Here is a 13,808-nt window from a genome sequence, read left to right as displayed (position 1 = left end):
CGGGCTGCTTGAAAAATCATCTTTTTCTGATCTGAACCGCTTCTTATTAATCCTAGATGGCTTTTGCTAAAAAAGGGGAGGTGGCCGGGCTGCGACGTGACAGCCCGGTGTCCGGTGAAGGGCGCGTATGGTGAAGAGGACGAGCCTCCTTCTACTGATACGACGGTGCGAAAGGCCCGCTGGCGTTACCTGTGTTCACCTGGCGCTACAGTGGCACGGTGTCGGCAGACCCGGCCGGAGACGACGCGGCAGCACCCGAGCGGTCAAGCCGCAAGGTCAGTAACCCGAGCGCGGCAATGGCGACCCCGACCCACATGGGGGCGTGGAGGCTGAAGCCCCATTCCAGAACCTGCCCGCTGGCAAAGCTGCCGAACATGATTCCGAGGGTGATCACCGAGGCGTGCACGGTGTTGACCAGCGGCCGCTCGCCGTTCGGGACCTGCATCACCCGGCTGACCATCGCCGGATTCATGCTGATTCCGGTCAGGCCGAGTCCGAGTATGGCGCTGACGGCTGCCCAGGGTTGATGGACCAACAGGGCCAGCAGCATCAGAAACAGACTCTGCAGCACCAAGCCGCCAGCGAGGATGCGCAGGTTACGTTTGCCGGCCAGTCGGGCAACGAGGTGATTGCCCATCAGCATGGCGATCCCGTAGGCAAACAGCAGCAAGGTGACGCTGTGGTGGGTAAAACCGGCCAGCTGGGTCAGGATGGGGACGAAATAGCTGAACGCGGCATAGGTCGTACCAATGACACAGAAACTGGTAGCAAAGACGGCCCAGAGTTGGCGGTTGCCAAACGCCGCCAGCTCCTGACGCAGGCCGATTTTGGGGGCGGCGGGTAAGACGGGGAGCAGTACGGCAGTGCCCAGCGCCGCTAGCATGGTCAGAACGACCACGAGCCAGAAACTGGCGCGCCAGCCGTAGTATTCGCCGACCAGACTCGCCAGCGGCAGGCCCAGAATGGTCCCGACCATGATCCCGGCCAGCACGATGGCGACGGCGCGGATGCCCAGTTCGGGCACCACCAGGCGGTGGCAGGTGCCCAGTGCGGTACCGAAGAAGGCACCGGACACTGCACCGGTGATCAGCCGGGAGACGATCAGCTGCGGATAGCTCTGCGCCAGCGCCCCCAGCACTTCGCCGATGATAAAAAGCGCAAACAGCAGGTAGAGGATTTTCTTCGGTGGTTGGGTTCCCAACCCGAGGGTGAGCAGCGGGCCCCCGAGGGCCATGGCGGCGGCATAGAGAGAGACCAGATAGCCGACCTGAGAGAGGCTGATATCCAGATCCCGGGCCATTTGCGGCATCATGCCGAGTACCTGCAGTTCGCAGTTGATCATGGCGAAAATGCCCAGAGCCAGGACATAAACGGAAACCGGCATGTTCGGCTTGGCAGAGGTGTGCATAAGCGATCCTTGTGATGAAGTTGATGTCACTTGCGTCAGTATCACTTATGCAATAAGTTTGATTAACCCTCTCACTCTCCTTTCAGTAATGAATAAAATCATGGATCTCAATGCTATCCGCCAGTTTCTCAAGGTCGCCGAGTGCCTGAGCTTTACCGATGCGGCGGCCCAGCTCGGGGTAACCCAATCCGGGGTCTCGCGTGCGGTCAGTCGGCTGGAGCAGCAGCTCGGGGTGCGTCTGCTGCACCGCAATACCCGCCGCCTGAGCCTGACTCCGGACGGCATCGTGTTTTATGAGCGCAGTGCACCGCTGCTGGGTGATTTGGAGGCACTCGGCCAGGAACTGCAGGATCGCCGCAGTTCACCATCTGGGGTGCTGAAGGTCAGTGCGCCGTCGGCGTTTGGTCGGGTGGTGCTGATGCCGATCCTGGCGCGGCTGCTGGCAGTGCATCCGCAACTCAATATTGAAGTGGTGATGAGCGATCGCATTGTCGATTTGGTGGAAGAAGGGTTTGATGCCGTGCTGCGCACGGGGGAGATCCGGGACCAGCGCCTGATTGCCCGACCGTTGGCGCCGCTGACCTGGCAGACGGTCGCTTCGCCGGACTATCTGGCCCGTCACGGCATGCCGGCGCATCCGGATGATCTGGCGGCGCATAATTGCCTGCAGGTGCGCAACCCGCATACTGGGCGCCCGGTACGCTGGCGTTTCACTGAAGCAGATCAAGAGAAAATGTTGGATGTGGACGGTAATCTGGTGTTCGACCACGGCGATCCGCTGCTTGATGCCGCGCGGCTCGGGGTCGGGGTGGTGCAGGTGATGACATTCTTTGCCCGTGAGGCGATCGCCCGCGGCGAGCTGCAACCTGTCCTGACCGAGTTTAATCCCCCGGCTTACCCGTTGTCGCTGGTTCATCAGCCCTCAAAGCTGCATTCGGCTAAACTGCGGGTGTTCAAGGACGCCTTGCAGGCGGAGTGGGGCGAGGCCGGTGCCGAAACGTATTCAGAAGGCAGCAACAGCCCGCAAATAAACAAGCCCTGAAGGTTCAGGGCTTGGGGCATCGGGTTGCACGTCGATAAGCGGGCTTATTCGATGTTTTGGATCTGCTCACGCATCTGCTCGATCAGTACCTTCAGCTCGACGGCCGCGGCAGTGATTTCGGTATTGATGGATTTCGACGCCAGGGTGTTCGACTCGCGGTTGAACTCCTGCATCATGAAATCCAGACGACGGCCACAGGCTCCGCCTTTTTTCATGATTTTCTGCGTTTCTTTGACGTGCGAGTCCAGGCGGTCCAGCTCTTCGGCGACATCGCTCTTTTGGGCCAGCATGATCAGCTCTTGTTCGACGCGGTTGGCATCCAGCTCGACTTTGGCTTCTTCCAGGCGGTTCAGAATGCGTTCGCGCTGCCAGGTCAACACTTCCGGCATCATGCTGCGTACCATGGCGGCTTCGGTGGAGATGGCCTCCAGACGCTGCTCGATCAGAGCCTGCATATTTGCCCCTTCGCTGGCACGGGCGGCAATGAAGTCGTCAATAGCGGCATCAAAACCGCTCAGCAGGTCCTGATTGATGATATCCAGATCCTGCTCCGGCGCTTCCATGACACCAGGCCAGTTCAGGACCTGGAACGGACCGATATTGCCTTCGCCGGCAGCATTCTTCACCCATTTGGCCGCCTTGATAACCTGATGCGCTAGGTCTTCGTTGATGGTCAGCTCAGTGTTGGTGGCCGGGTTAACATCAAAACGCAGGCTGCACTCAACCTTACCGCGGGCCAGACGCTTGCGAAAACGCTCGCGCAGTACCGGCTCCAGGCTGCGGAACTGCTCTGGCAGACGCAGGTATGTTTCGAGGTAACGTTGGTTAACAGAACGGATTTCCCATACGGCTGTACCCCAGTCGGCTTTGATTTCGCGACGGGCGTAGGCGGTCATGCTGTGAATCATTGGCTGATGGCCTCTAATGTAGAAAGAAGAAAACTGCTTCAGGACGGACAATCCGGAGGCTGTCGGTCCGGTGAATATGGTACGGCGCAGTGTTCGTGGTGCTTTGATTATACTGACCCCTGCGCATAAAAGAAATCTGACGGCCCGGTTCGTCCTCGGGCGATGCGGTCTCTGGGGCAGATTGCGAGGCCGTGCGGGGTTTCGCGTGCACTGGCAGCCAGATGTGGCTATAATCGCCGGTTAATATCAGCCAGAGGGAACCCCGATGCGTCCAAGCGGAAGAAATGCCAACCAGGTGCGTCCTATTACTATTACCCGTAACTTCACTGCCCATGCCGAAGGCTCAGTATTGGTGGAGTTTGGGAACACCAAAGTCATTTGTACCGCCAGTGTTGAAGAAAGCGTTCCGCGTTGGCTGAAAGGCAAAGGCCAGGGCTGGGTTACCGCCGAATACGGCATGCTGCCGCGCGCGACCCATTCCCGCAACCGTCGTGAAGCGGCCAGCGGCAAGCAGGGTGGCCGTACCATGGAAATTCAGCGTTTGATTGCCCGCAGCCTGCGTGCCGCCGTGGATCTGGAAAAGCTGGGCGAACAAATGGTGACGGTGGACTGTGATGTGATTCAGGCGGACGGTGGTACCCGCACGGCGTCGATCACCGGTGCCATGGTTGCGCTGGTGGATGCCATCAATTACATGCTGGCAAAAGGCCTGATCAAAGAAAACCCACTGAAAGGCATGGTGGCGGCGGTATCGGTAGGGATCTACAACGGTGAGCCGGTGTGCGATCTGGAGTACCTGGAAGACGTCGCAGCGGAAACGGACATGAACGTGGTCATGACGGAAGACGGCAAGATGATCGAAGTGCAGGGCACGGCGGAAGGCGAAGCGTTCAGTCATGAAGAATTACTGGCAATGCTGGCTCTGGCGAAAGAGGGCATTGCCGACATTATCAACGTGCAGAAGCAGGCGTTGAGCAGTTAATGATTTTGAGCGGTTCCTATTGGAGCCGCTTTTTTTTGGGCTACGTATCGCCCTGAACCCGTGCGGACGCGCACGGGCGTGAGTAAATAGTTATGACAAGGAGAAACCATGAAAGCATATCAGCGTCAGTTCATTGAATTTGCCCTGGAGAAAGGTGTTCTGAAATTCGGTGAGTTCACACTGAAATCTGGCCGTAAGAGCCCGTACTTCTTTAATGCGGGACTGTTTAATACCGGGCGTGATCTGGCTCGTCTAGGCCGTTTTTATGCTGAAGCTTTGGTGGATGCTGGTATTGAGTACGATGTGCTGTTTGGTCCGGCTTACAAAGGTATCCCAATTGCCACGACGACGGCGGTTGCGCTGGCGGATCAGCATGATATCGACACCCCATACTGCTTTAACCGTAAAGAAGCCAAAGATCACGGCGAAGGCGGTAACCTGGTGGGCAGTGCGCTGGAAGGCCGTATCATGCTGGTGGACGATGTGATTACCGCCGGGACGGCGATTCGTGAATCGATGGAAATCATCAAAGCGAATGGTGCGGATCTGGCCGGCGTGCTGGTTGCGATTGACCGTCAGGAAAAAGGGAAGAGCGAGCTGTCGGCAATTCAGGAAGTCGAGCGTGACTTTGGCTGCGCGGTCATCTCGATTGTGTCACTGGGTGATGTGGTGAGCTTCCTGGAAGAGCAGCCGGGTATGGAACAGCATCTGGAAGCGGTGAAAGCGTACCGTGCTGAATACGGCGTGTAAGCGTTACCGCCTGAGCGAATGCCGCAAAAAAGCGAGGGTATCCCTCGCTTTTTTTATTGGGTAGTCCGGTAACTGCCGGTTCGACAGTGGCCGTTAGCCCAGCTGGGCGCTCAGCAGGCGCCAGTAGTCGTCGAAATTAGAGGTCGGCTTGTGCTTAAAACTGGAACGAACAAAACGATTTAGACTGCCTTCCACCTGGCCCAACAGCTGTGCGGCCAGAATATTCTCATCAACCGGAAACCCTTTCCCCTCACGCAGCTTACGCTCACGCAGGATTTGACGCAGCTGCGTTTCAATCCGCTCAAACAGCTGGTTGATGCGGGACTGGAGACGGTCTTGTTCGAACATCAGGGCGTGGCCGGTCATGATGCGGGTCAGGCCTGGATTGCGCTCGGCAAATCCCAGGATCAGCTGCAGCACCATGCGCAGGCGGTTCAGGGTATCTTTTTCGTCATCAAGGATGCGGTTAATGCGGGTGGTGATCGAATCTTCAATAAACTCAATCAGACCCTCGAACATGCGCGCTTTACTCGGGAAGTGGCGGTAGAGTGCCGCTTCCGAAACACCCACCTGGGCGGCCAGCTTGGCGGTCGTAATACGTTGACTACCTTGAGCAGACTCCAGCATTTGCGCCAGGGCCTGCAAAATCTCTTCGCGGCGGTTGTTTTTCTTGTTGCCAGCCATGAATAACCGTTCCTTTTCAAAATGAGACTGTCACCGGACAGCGTGAAACCCGCCTATCTTAGCTGTGGAGTGGGATTGTGAAAAGCGTTGCGGGTAGATACTGTTTTCTATATCGACAAAAAAAGCCCAACCTTAAGGAATGGGCTTTATATTTGATCTTATTCGCTTAATTCGTCTGCATTTTCAGCACTATGACGGCGGGCTGGAAACGGTCAGGCCGACTCGTGGGTGCGGTACAGTGCCACAATTTCGGCCATCAGCTGCTGGCCTAATTCGGCTTTGCTGCACAGTGGCAGGGCTTTATCACCGTTCGGCCAGTACAGGTGCAGGGCGTTTTGATCGCTGTTGAAGCCTTGGTCCTGCTGAGAAACATCATTGGCGCAGATCAGATCCAGGTTTTTACGCTGAAGTTTATCCTGGGCGTACTGGGCCACATCCTGCGTTTCGGCGGCAAAGCCGACAGTAAATGGACGCTGTGTGGTCAGGGCCGCCACGTTGGCGATGATGTCCGGGTTTTTCACCAGCCGCAGCACCATCTCGTCTTCACCATCCTGTTTTTTCATTTTTTGCCCGGCAGCCTCTACCGGGCGGAAATCTGCCACCGCGGCACACCCGATGAAAATCTGGCTGCCCGGTGCATGGGTCAGTGCAGCTGCGTGCATCTGCTCGGCGCTGCTGACATCAATGCGCTCAACCCCGGCCGGGGTGGCCAGGTTGGTCGGGCCGCTAATCAGGGTCACTCTGGCACCGCGCTTGGCGGCGGCGGCGGCAATGGCATAGCCCATTTTGCCGGAGCTGTGGTTGGTCAGGTAACGCACCGGGTCAATGGCTTCGCGGGTCGGACCGGCGGTGATGGTCAGGTGAAGATCCTGCCAGTCAGCCGGTTGGAAAAAGGTTTCAGTCAGTCCGACCAGCTGCATAGGCTCCAGCATGCGGCCGGGGCCGACATCGCCACAGGCTTGCTCACCGCTGGCCGGGCCCCAAATCTGGCAGCCACGGCGTTGCAGGGTGGCAATGTTTTCCTGCGTGGCGACGTGACGGTACATTTGCTGGTTCATGGCCGGGGCAACGGCAATCGGGGCATCGGTCGCCAGGCAGAGGGTGGTCAGCAGGTCATTACCCATGCCTGCCGCCATACGGGCGATTAGATCGGCTGTTGCCGGTGCCAGCAGCACCAGGTCAGCCCATTTGGCCAGCTCGATATGACCCATGGACGCCTCGGCGGCCGGATCCAGCAGGCTGTCAGAGATCGGCTTGCCGGACACCGCCTGCATGGTCAGGGGAGTAATAAACTCCTTGGCTGCCGGGGTCATGACAACGCGCACCTCTGCGCCGCGCTCGATCAGCCGACGGGTCAGTTCGGCACATTTGTACGCCGCAATCCCGCCGCTGATTCCAAGAAGAATATGTTTTCCTGCCAGTGTTTGCATGGTGTTGCCTGTCTCTCTGAACCTGTAAATCCGGCCCACAAGATAGCACCAAAGCCGGTGAGATTCACGGCTTGGGATCAAGCGCTGCGCATGAAATCAGGAAAATGTGGTAGCTCTCGCGGTCTGTTAATGTCAAAAGTGTTGATGACTTCATGGAATATTGTCATGAAATCCTTAGGGTTAAAGCATACCGCGTTTAAAACAGGATATTGATCAGATGGAGTTACGCTGTCGTAGCAAGCTGTTGCTGCTGGTTTTGTTGCCGCTCGTGATTGTGGCGGCCTTGATTAACGGGATTTACCTTTCGGAGCAAAAGTCTGACTTGGCGTCGCAAATTGACACCTACCGCAGCCAGATTACCGCAATGAAAAAGCAGGAGCTGCAAACGGCGCTGCAACTGGCGCGGACGGCCATTGCCGATCTGTATGAAGCCGATATCAACGGGAACAATATTCCGGCCGCGAAAGCCCGGCTGGTGGCGATGCGCTTTGGCGAAGATGGTTACTTCTTTGCTTATAACAGCCAGGGTATCAATACCCTGCATGCGGCCCAGCCGACGCTGGAAGGTAAAAACCTGATTGATGTGGTGGACGAAAACGGCGTGCGGGTGATTGCCGGTCTGATTGATGCCGCCAAACGCGGGGATGGTTTTCTGAATTTCAGCTGGCATAAGCCGTCGATAAATGCCACCGCGCCCAAGCTGGGGTATGCCGAGTATCTGGCAAAATGGGACTGGGTGCTGGCAACTGGGGTGTATGTCGATGACATTGAGGCCGAAGTCTCGGCATTTCAGGCGAGTGCTGCTGCCAGGTTCGAGCATCAGGTGTGGCTGTCAGTCAGCGTGACTCTGACCGTGGTAGTGCTGGTCGCGGCACTGGTGGCCTGGCTGACAGGGCGGGCGCTACAGCCACTTAGCCACATGCTGGTTGCCTTGCAGGGTATTGCGGCCGGAGGTGGCGATCTGACTGCTCGGTTGCAGGTGGAAAGCCGGGATGAGATTGGCGAACTGGCTGCCGCGTTTAACCAGTTTATGGCCAAGCTGCAACAGCTGATCGGTGAAGTTCAGCAGGTTGCAAGGCATGTCAGCGATGCTTCCGGTAGTCTGCAACAGCAGACCGAGCAGGCCGGATTACAGATGGATGAGCATCATCGCCAGACCGAGCTGGTCGTGACGGCGGTGACGGAACTGAGCGTGTCAGCGCGGGAAGTGGCGAACAACACGGTGAACACGGCGACCGCGACACAGGAAGCGACCGCCCAGACGGAGGCAGCCCAGCAGGAAGTAGATGCCGTGGTTAACCGTATCGATCAGCTGGCGGCGCATGTCGATAGTGCCTCTCAAGCCATGGCGCTGCTCAATACCCAGACCACGCGCATCAGCTCGGTGCTCACCGTGATTGGTGACATTGCCGCTCAGACCAATCTGCTGGCGCTGAATGCAGCCATTGAAGCCGCCCGCGCCGGAGAGCAAGGACGAGGGTTTGCGGTGGTAGCAGATGAGGTCCGCTCGCTGGCCGGACGGACTCAGCAAAGCACGGAAGAAATTAATCAGATGCTGGCAGAACTGCAGTCGGTCACCCGGGAAGCGGTGCAGGCGATGACGGTCAGTCAGCAGCAGAGTCAGGAAACTCTGGCGGAGTCGCAGCGTATTACGGCCAGTCTGGTGACCGTGACCGATGCGGTGAACAGCATTAATGCCATGGGGGTGCAAACCGCCACAGCGGCGGAAGAGCAAAGTGCGGTGTCGGAGGAAATTAACACGAACATGGTCGCCATTCAGCACATCCTGGATCAGATTGTCGGCGCGCTGGGGCATACCCGAACCACAACCACCGAGCTGGCCGCCGCCGGAGAGCAGATGCGCAGTCTGGTCGGGCAGTTCAAGGTGTAATGGCATCGGTTTGTTTCGCACTGCCGTGAAAGTGTCGTGAAGTTGCCGGTAAAGAGTGCGAACATTTTCCCATAAGTCGGTCGGCGCTCTTGCGGCCAGGTCCGTCAGGCTCTCTTCTGGGCAGAAAACCAGGAGAGAGCCTGATGTCACTAAAACTGTTACCGTCTGATTCCCGGCCGCGGGAAAAATTACTGGCCCGGGGCGCACAGGCATTATCTGATGCCGAATTGTTGGCCATTTTTCTGCGAACTGGTATTGCGGGCATGAATGCCATTGAACTGGCCTCCGACTTGCTTGAGAAATTTGGCTCACTGCGGGCCTTGCTGGCTGCCGATCAGCTCACCTTTTGTCAGTACAAAGGTCTAGGCCCGGCAAAATTTGCCCAGTTGCAGGCCGTGCTGGAAATGAGCCAGCGTCATTTTGAAGAAACCCTGAAGCGTGGCGATGCCCTGACCAGTCCGGATCATACTCGGCGATATTTAAGTCATTTATTGCGTGATCGGCATCGGGAAGCCTTTTTTGTCCTGTTTCTGGATAACCAGCATCGGGTTCTGAGCGGAGAAGTATTATTTGAGGGCACAATTGACGCTGCAAGCGTTTATCCGCGTGAAGTTGTAAAAAGATCACTAGAACTTAATGCAGCCGCGCTCATTTTAGCGCATAATCACCCATCGGGCGTAGCTGAGCCGAGTCAGGCAGATCGTCGAATTACCCGCCGCATATGTGATGCATTGGCGTTGGTAGATATTCGGGTTCTGGATCACTTTGTTATTGGAGACGGAGAAATTACGTCTTTCGCCGAAAGAGGTTGGCTATAAAATAGGCCAAAATCGATCAAAATGATGCGAAAGGATCTGCTCGGGACTTGAGCAACTGGTTTTGACTTAGTATAATGCGCGACCTTTGATAGCTATGGTTAGCGGAAATGAAGATTTCCGTTTGGTTAACCATGGTTGATATCGAGCTGAAACGATTTGGAGAAGACAGTAATGTCCCGTGTATGCCAAGTAACTGGTAAGCGTCCTGTAACGGGTAACAACCGTTCACACGCACGTAATGCCACCAAGCGTCGTTTTCTGCCGAACCTGCAAACTCATCGTTTCTGGGTAGAAAGCGAAAAACGCTTCGTTAAACTACGCCTTTCTGCGAAAGGCATGCGTATCATCGATAAGAAAGGCATCGACGCCGTTCTTTCTGATATGCGTGCTCGCGGCGAGAACGTTTAAGAGGATTTGAACAATGGCTAAAGGCATTCGTGAGAAGATCCGTCTAGTATCATCTGCTGGCACTGGTCACTTCTACACTACCGACAAAAACAAACGTAACATGCCAGGCAAATTTGAGATCAAGAAATTTGATCCAGTAGTTCGCCAGCACGTTATGTACAAAGAAGCGAAAATCAAGTAATTGATTTTTTGCCTCTTGGTAAAAAGCCCAGTTTATTGACTGGGTTTTTTTATGTCTGCAATTTGGCGCCCTGCCACCTTTCCTGCTTCTCTCATACACTGATACTCATGGTATGATTTCGCATCTGCATGTGAAGGAGTCGTGTTATGAGGCTGTCCCGCCGAGGCTGGAACAATGTCATCATCATCGGAGTGGTTTGTTTTATCGCGGTGATCCGTCTGCCGGAATTGCTGCAGCAGCGTTTTGCAACGAACGAACCAGAACCGATGGTTGCCAGCGGGCTGACGCGCTTACTGCCCGAGGACACCCCAATGACCCGTTTGAGCCTGCCGCAGGTTGCCCTGAGACAGAGCGAACTGGGTTGGCTGGCGGAACCGCCGGTATCTTTGCCAGCCGCGACATTGGCTGCCCACTGGCAGCGCCTGGAAGGGACCCCGGTTAACCGGGACATGATGGCTCAGTTGCAGCCTACGCTGCAGGCCCCGAGAACCGCGGAGATCTGGCTAGCCAGCCACGAAGAGCCGGTACGGGTGACGATTTACCAGTTACCGCAATTCTGGCTGCTCCAGAACTGGCAGGGGGAGTGGCTGGCCGTCTCGGTTGATGAGGCCTATTTATTTCCGCGTCACATGAATCCGTCTGAATAATCGGACCTGCGGACAACGCGGGGTCTGAACGAGAGAAAAAATGCCTGAATTACCGGAAGTTGAAGTCAGCCGGATGGGGATTGCCCCCCATGTGACCGGCCAGCGGGTAACTGATATCGTGATCCGCAATCCCCAATTGCGTTGGCCTGTCCCGGAGGCGATCCGCCAAATCGTTGGGCAGGAGATCCGGCGGGTCAGCCGCCGGGCGAAATACCTGATGCTGGAAACCGATGCCGGTTATGCCATTGTCCATTTGGGTATGTCGGGCAGCCTGCGGGTTTTGCCGGCAGGGATTCCGCCGGAGAAGCATGATCATGTGGATCTTTGTCTGGCCAGTGGAGAAGTACTGCGCTACAACGATCCCCGCCGATTTGGTGCCTGGTTGTGGCAGGACAAAGGCGGCGAGCACCCGGTGCTGGCCAAATTGGGACCTGAGCCATTAAGCGAGGCGTTTTGTGCACAATATTTGCAGGAAAAAGCCCGAGGCAAGCGGACCGCAATCAAGCAGTTCATCATGGATAACCATGTGGTGGTGGGCGTAGGGAATATTTACGCCAATGAATCCCTGTTCAGTGCCGGTATCCATCCGAAACGGGAAGCCGGAAAAGTTTCGGCCAAACGGTTGGCGGTGCTGGTGGCGGAAATTAAGGCCGTGCTGGCGTTTGCGATTGAGCAGGGTGGCACAACGCTGAAAGATTTCAAGAATGCGGACGGCAAACCTGGCTATTTTGCTCAGGAACTGCAGGTGTACGGCAAAGCCGGTCAGCCTTGCCCGCGCTGTGACAAGTTGCTCAGTGAAGTGAAGATTGGTCAGCGGACCACAGTATACTGCAGCGATTGTCAGAAATAAGCGCACCGTAAAGACAGGAACATCGCTTCCGGCCTGCGTGACATGGGATCCCGGTTGCATGCCTAGTGATAGGTTCGTCAGTCTGAGAGTGCTATGATCCTGTTATCCAATACGTTTTATGTGTGTCGGGAGACGCACGCTGAGAAGGGTGAAACGGATGAAAAAATATCTGGTTACCGGTGCGGCCGGTTTTATCGGCAGCGCCGTTGTTGAACGTCTATGCGCGATGGGCCATCAGGTCGTCGGGATTGATAACCTCAATGACTACTACGAGGTGTCGCTCAAGCATGATCGTCTGACCCGAATTCAGCATCCTGGCTTCACCTTTGTGGAGCTGGATCTGGCGAACCGTGACGGTATGGCCGCGCTGTTTGCAGAGCAAAAATTCGATCGGGTGATTCATTTGGCAGCACAGGCCGGGGTACGTTACTCGATTGATAATCCGATGGCCTATGCTGACAGCAACCTGGTTGGCCACCTGACGGTTCTGGAAGGCTGTCGTCATCACAAGATAGAACACTTGGTGTATGCCTCTTCCAGCTCGGTTTACGGCCTGAATCAGAAAATGCCGTTTAATACCGCTGACAGTGTCGACCACCCGATTTCCCTGTATGCGGCGACGAAAAAGTCCAACGAGCTGATGGCGCACACCTATTCCCACCTTTACGGTGTGCCGACGACTGGCCTGCGTTTCTTTACCGTGTACGGCCCGTGGGGGCGTCCGGATATGGCGCTGTTTAAATTCACCAAGGCGATTGTCGAGGGGAAAGCCATTGATGTGTATAACAATGGCGATATGCGTCGCGATTTCACCTACATCGATGACATTGTGGAAGGCATTATCCGGATTCAGGATGTGATTCCGCAATCCTCACCGGACTGGACGGTCGAAACCGGTTCTCCGGCAACCAGCTCGGCACCTTACCGTGTGTATAACATTGGTCATGGCAGTCCGGTGAAGCTGATGGATTTCATTGATGCGCTGGAGTCGGCACTGGATATGGACGCGAAGAAAAACTTCATGCCAATGCAGCCGGGCGATGTGTACGCCACCTATGCTGATACGGCGGATCTGTTTGACGTCACTGGTTATAAACCCCAGGTCTCGGTGCAGGAAGGTGTGCAGGCCTTTGTGGCTTGGTACCGTGAGTATTATCAGTGTTAAAACGGTAGTGTTAATGCAGTCGTGTTAATACGACTGCATGAATGTTGCGGCCTGAAAAGCGGTAAGTCGTGAAGGACGCAAAGTAATGCGAATAAAAAAGGAGGCTTGGCCTCCTTTTTTGATATTGCTGGGACTGGTTTTTTATTTTCCCTGTGCCTTGAACTTCTTCTCCAGCGCGTCGGCAATCACTGGGTCGACAAACTGGCTGACGTCGCCTTTGTGCAGCGCCACTTCTTTGACAATGGTGGAGGAGATGAAAGAATTTTCTTCTGACGGGGTCAGGAACACAGTTTCCAGTTCCGGCATCAGACGGCGGTTCATGTTCGCCAACTGGAATTCAAACTCAAAGTCAGACACAGCACGCAGGCCGCGAACCAGCACATTGGCCTGATATTCCTTGGCAAAATCAACCAGCAGGCCGGAGAAGCCGACGATGTCGACGTTGGTGAGGTGCGAAGTAATGGCTTTGGCCAGTGCCACGCGCTCCTCCAGTTCAAACAGTGGTTTTTTACTCGGGCTGTAGGCGATGCCGACGATCACATGATCAAACATCGCGGCGGCTCGCTCGATCAAATCCAGGTGACCATTGGTAATAGGGTCAAAGGTGCCAGGGTAGATAACTCGGGTTGTCATAATGAGTACCA

General features: G+C 55.9%; 15 protein-coding genes. 10 read left to right on the top strand and 5 right to left on the bottom strand.

What is annotated here, in order from left to right:
* Positions 1-205: 205 nt before the first annotated feature.
* Positions 206-1,408 (bottom strand): MFS transporter, encoded by a 1,203-nt coding sequence (locus C9I92_RS19810; protein WP_053061931.1) that lies wholly within the window; start codon positions 1,406-1,408, stop codon positions 206-208.
* A 100-nt stretch (positions 1,409-1,508) separates the two neighbouring features.
* Between C9I92_RS19810 and C9I92_RS19805 the strand changes: the two genes are divergently transcribed.
* The gene (locus C9I92_RS19805) at positions 1,509-2,450 is read left to right on the top strand and encodes a LysR family transcriptional regulator (RefSeq protein WP_047887235.1); all 942 of its coding nucleotides are present in this window, start codon (positions 1,509-1,511) and stop codon (positions 2,448-2,450) included.
* A gap of 44 nt (positions 2,451-2,494) precedes the next feature.
* Here the strand turns inward: C9I92_RS19805 and C9I92_RS19800 are convergent, their stop codons facing one another.
* Positions 2,495-3,358, bottom strand: a complete 864-nt coding sequence (locus C9I92_RS19800) for a YicC/YloC family endoribonuclease (protein ID WP_047887234.1) — start codon at positions 3,356-3,358, stop codon at positions 2,495-2,497.
* Positions 3,359-3,623: 265 nt separating this feature from the next.
* On the opposite strand from C9I92_RS19800, the gene rph reads away from it, so the two are divergent.
* Together rph and pyrE are read left to right on the top strand one after the other, a co-directional pair.
* Positions 3,624-4,340, top strand: a complete 717-nt coding sequence (rph, locus tag C9I92_RS19795; protein ID WP_047887233.1) for a ribonuclease PH — start codon at positions 3,624-3,626, stop codon at positions 4,338-4,340.
* Positions 4,341-4,448: 108 nt separating this feature from the next.
* Positions 4,449-5,090, top strand: a complete 642-nt coding sequence (pyrE, locus tag C9I92_RS19790) for an orotate phosphoribosyltransferase (protein ID WP_047887232.1) — start codon at positions 4,449-4,451, stop codon at positions 5,088-5,090.
* A 93-nt stretch (positions 5,091-5,183) separates the two neighbouring features.
* Here pyrE and slmA read toward each other — a convergent pair whose 3' ends face one another.
* Positions 5,184-5,774, bottom strand: coding sequence for a nucleoid occlusion factor SlmA (slmA, locus tag C9I92_RS19785; protein ID WP_047887231.1), 591 nt, complete (start codon positions 5,772-5,774; stop codon positions 5,184-5,186).
* Positions 5,775-5,986: 212 nt separating this feature from the next.
* The gene (gene coaBC / locus C9I92_RS19780) at positions 5,987-7,204 is read right to left on the bottom strand and encodes a bifunctional phosphopantothenoylcysteine decarboxylase/phosphopantothenate--cysteine ligase CoaBC (protein ID WP_047887230.1); all 1,218 of its coding nucleotides are present in this window, start codon (positions 7,202-7,204) and stop codon (positions 5,987-5,989) included.
* A 217-nt stretch (positions 7,205-7,421) separates the two neighbouring features.
* Between coaBC and C9I92_RS19775 the strand changes: the two genes are divergently transcribed.
* The 7 genes from C9I92_RS19775 (at position 7,422) to C9I92_RS19745 (ending at position 13,164) form a co-directional block, all read left to right on the top strand.
* Entirely contained in the window at positions 7,422-9,095 is a 1,674-nt protein-coding gene (locus C9I92_RS19775; protein ID WP_047887229.1) for a methyl-accepting chemotaxis protein, read from the top strand.
* Positions 9,096-9,238: 143 nt separating this feature from the next.
* Entirely contained in the window at positions 9,239-9,913 is a 675-nt protein-coding gene (gene radC / locus C9I92_RS19770) for a RadC family protein (protein WP_047887228.1), read from the top strand.
* Between the two features lie 171 nt (positions 9,914-10,084).
* Positions 10,085-10,321, top strand: coding sequence for a 50S ribosomal protein L28 (rpmB, locus tag C9I92_RS19765; protein ID WP_047875542.1), 237 nt, complete (start codon positions 10,085-10,087; stop codon positions 10,319-10,321).
* Between the two features lie 13 nt (positions 10,322-10,334).
* Positions 10,335-10,502, top strand: a complete 168-nt coding sequence (gene rpmG, locus C9I92_RS19760; RefSeq protein ID WP_002535344.1) for a 50S ribosomal protein L33 — start codon at positions 10,335-10,337, stop codon at positions 10,500-10,502.
* A 146-nt stretch (positions 10,503-10,648) separates the two neighbouring features.
* Positions 10,649-11,149: a hypothetical protein gene (locus C9I92_RS19755; RefSeq protein WP_047887227.1), complete on the top strand. Its 501-nt coding sequence runs from the start codon at positions 10,649-10,651 to the stop codon at positions 11,147-11,149.
* Between the two features lie 40 nt (positions 11,150-11,189).
* Complete coding sequence (gene mutM, locus C9I92_RS19750; RefSeq protein ID WP_047887226.1) at positions 11,190-11,999, top strand: bifunctional DNA-formamidopyrimidine glycosylase/DNA-(apurinic or apyrimidinic site) lyase; 810 nt, start codon at positions 11,190-11,192, stop codon at positions 11,997-11,999.
* Between the two features lie 157 nt (positions 12,000-12,156).
* On the top strand, positions 12,157-13,164 hold the full coding sequence (locus tag C9I92_RS19745) for an NAD-dependent epimerase (RefSeq protein ID WP_047887225.1): 1,008 nt from the start codon (positions 12,157-12,159) through the stop codon (positions 13,162-13,164).
* Between the two features lie 141 nt (positions 13,165-13,305).
* Here the strand turns inward: C9I92_RS19745 and coaD are convergent, their stop codons facing one another.
* Positions 13,306-13,797, bottom strand: a complete 492-nt coding sequence (coaD, locus tag C9I92_RS19740; RefSeq protein ID WP_047887224.1) for a pantetheine-phosphate adenylyltransferase — start codon at positions 13,795-13,797, stop codon at positions 13,306-13,308.
* Positions 13,798-13,808 lie beyond the last annotated feature (11 nt).

This window comes from Photobacterium ganghwense, assembly GCF_003025595.1.
Lineage (GTDB): Bacteria > Pseudomonadota > Gammaproteobacteria > Enterobacterales > Vibrionaceae > Photobacterium > Photobacterium ganghwense.
The sequence above is the reverse complement of the archived record's forward strand: the minus strand, read 5'-3'. Positions and strand labels throughout refer to the sequence as shown.

Excerpts from the sequence above, each read along its gene's own strand:
- C9I92_RS19755 (WP_047887227.1), top strand. The coding sequence starts at position 10,649 with ATGAGGCTGTCCCGCCGAGGCTGGAACAATGTCATCATCATCGGAGTG.
- C9I92_RS19775 (WP_047887229.1), top strand. The coding sequence starts at position 7,422 with ATGGAGTTACGCTGTCGTAGCAAGCTGTTGCTGCTGGTTTTGTTGCCG.
- radC (WP_047887228.1), top strand. The coding sequence starts at position 9,239 with ATGTCACTAAAACTGTTACCGTCTGATTCCCGGCCGCGGGAAAAATTA.
- rpmB (WP_047875542.1), top strand. The coding sequence starts at position 10,085 with ATGTCCCGTGTATGCCAAGTAACTGGTAAGCGTCCTGTAACGGGTAAC.
- coaD (WP_047887224.1), bottom strand. The coding sequence starts at position 13,797 with ATGACAACCCGAGTTATCTACCCTGGCACCTTTGACCCTATTACCAAT.
- C9I92_RS19810 (WP_053061931.1), bottom strand. The coding sequence starts at position 1,408 with ATGCACACCTCTGCCAAGCCGAACATGCCGGTTTCCGTTTATGTCCTG.
- rph (WP_047887233.1), top strand. The coding sequence starts at position 3,624 with ATGCGTCCAAGCGGAAGAAATGCCAACCAGGTGCGTCCTATTACTATT.
- coaBC (WP_047887230.1), bottom strand. The coding sequence starts at position 7,204 with ATGCAAACACTGGCAGGAAAACATATTCTTCTTGGAATCAGCGGCGGG.
- C9I92_RS19745 (WP_047887225.1), top strand. The coding sequence starts at position 12,157 with ATGAAAAAATATCTGGTTACCGGTGCGGCCGGTTTTATCGGCAGCGCC.
- C9I92_RS19800 (WP_047887234.1), bottom strand. The coding sequence starts at position 3,358 with ATGATTCACAGCATGACCGCCTACGCCCGTCGCGAAATCAAAGCCGAC.
- mutM (WP_047887226.1), top strand. The coding sequence starts at position 11,190 with ATGCCTGAATTACCGGAAGTTGAAGTCAGCCGGATGGGGATTGCCCCC.
- C9I92_RS19805 (WP_047887235.1), top strand. The coding sequence starts at position 1,509 with ATGGATCTCAATGCTATCCGCCAGTTTCTCAAGGTCGCCGAGTGCCTG.
- pyrE (WP_047887232.1), top strand. The coding sequence starts at position 4,449 with ATGAAAGCATATCAGCGTCAGTTCATTGAATTTGCCCTGGAGAAAGGT.
- rpmG (WP_002535344.1), top strand. The coding sequence starts at position 10,335 with ATGGCTAAAGGCATTCGTGAGAAGATCCGTCTAGTATCATCTGCTGGC.
- slmA (WP_047887231.1), bottom strand. The coding sequence starts at position 5,774 with ATGGCTGGCAACAAGAAAAACAACCGCCGCGAAGAGATTTTGCAGGCC.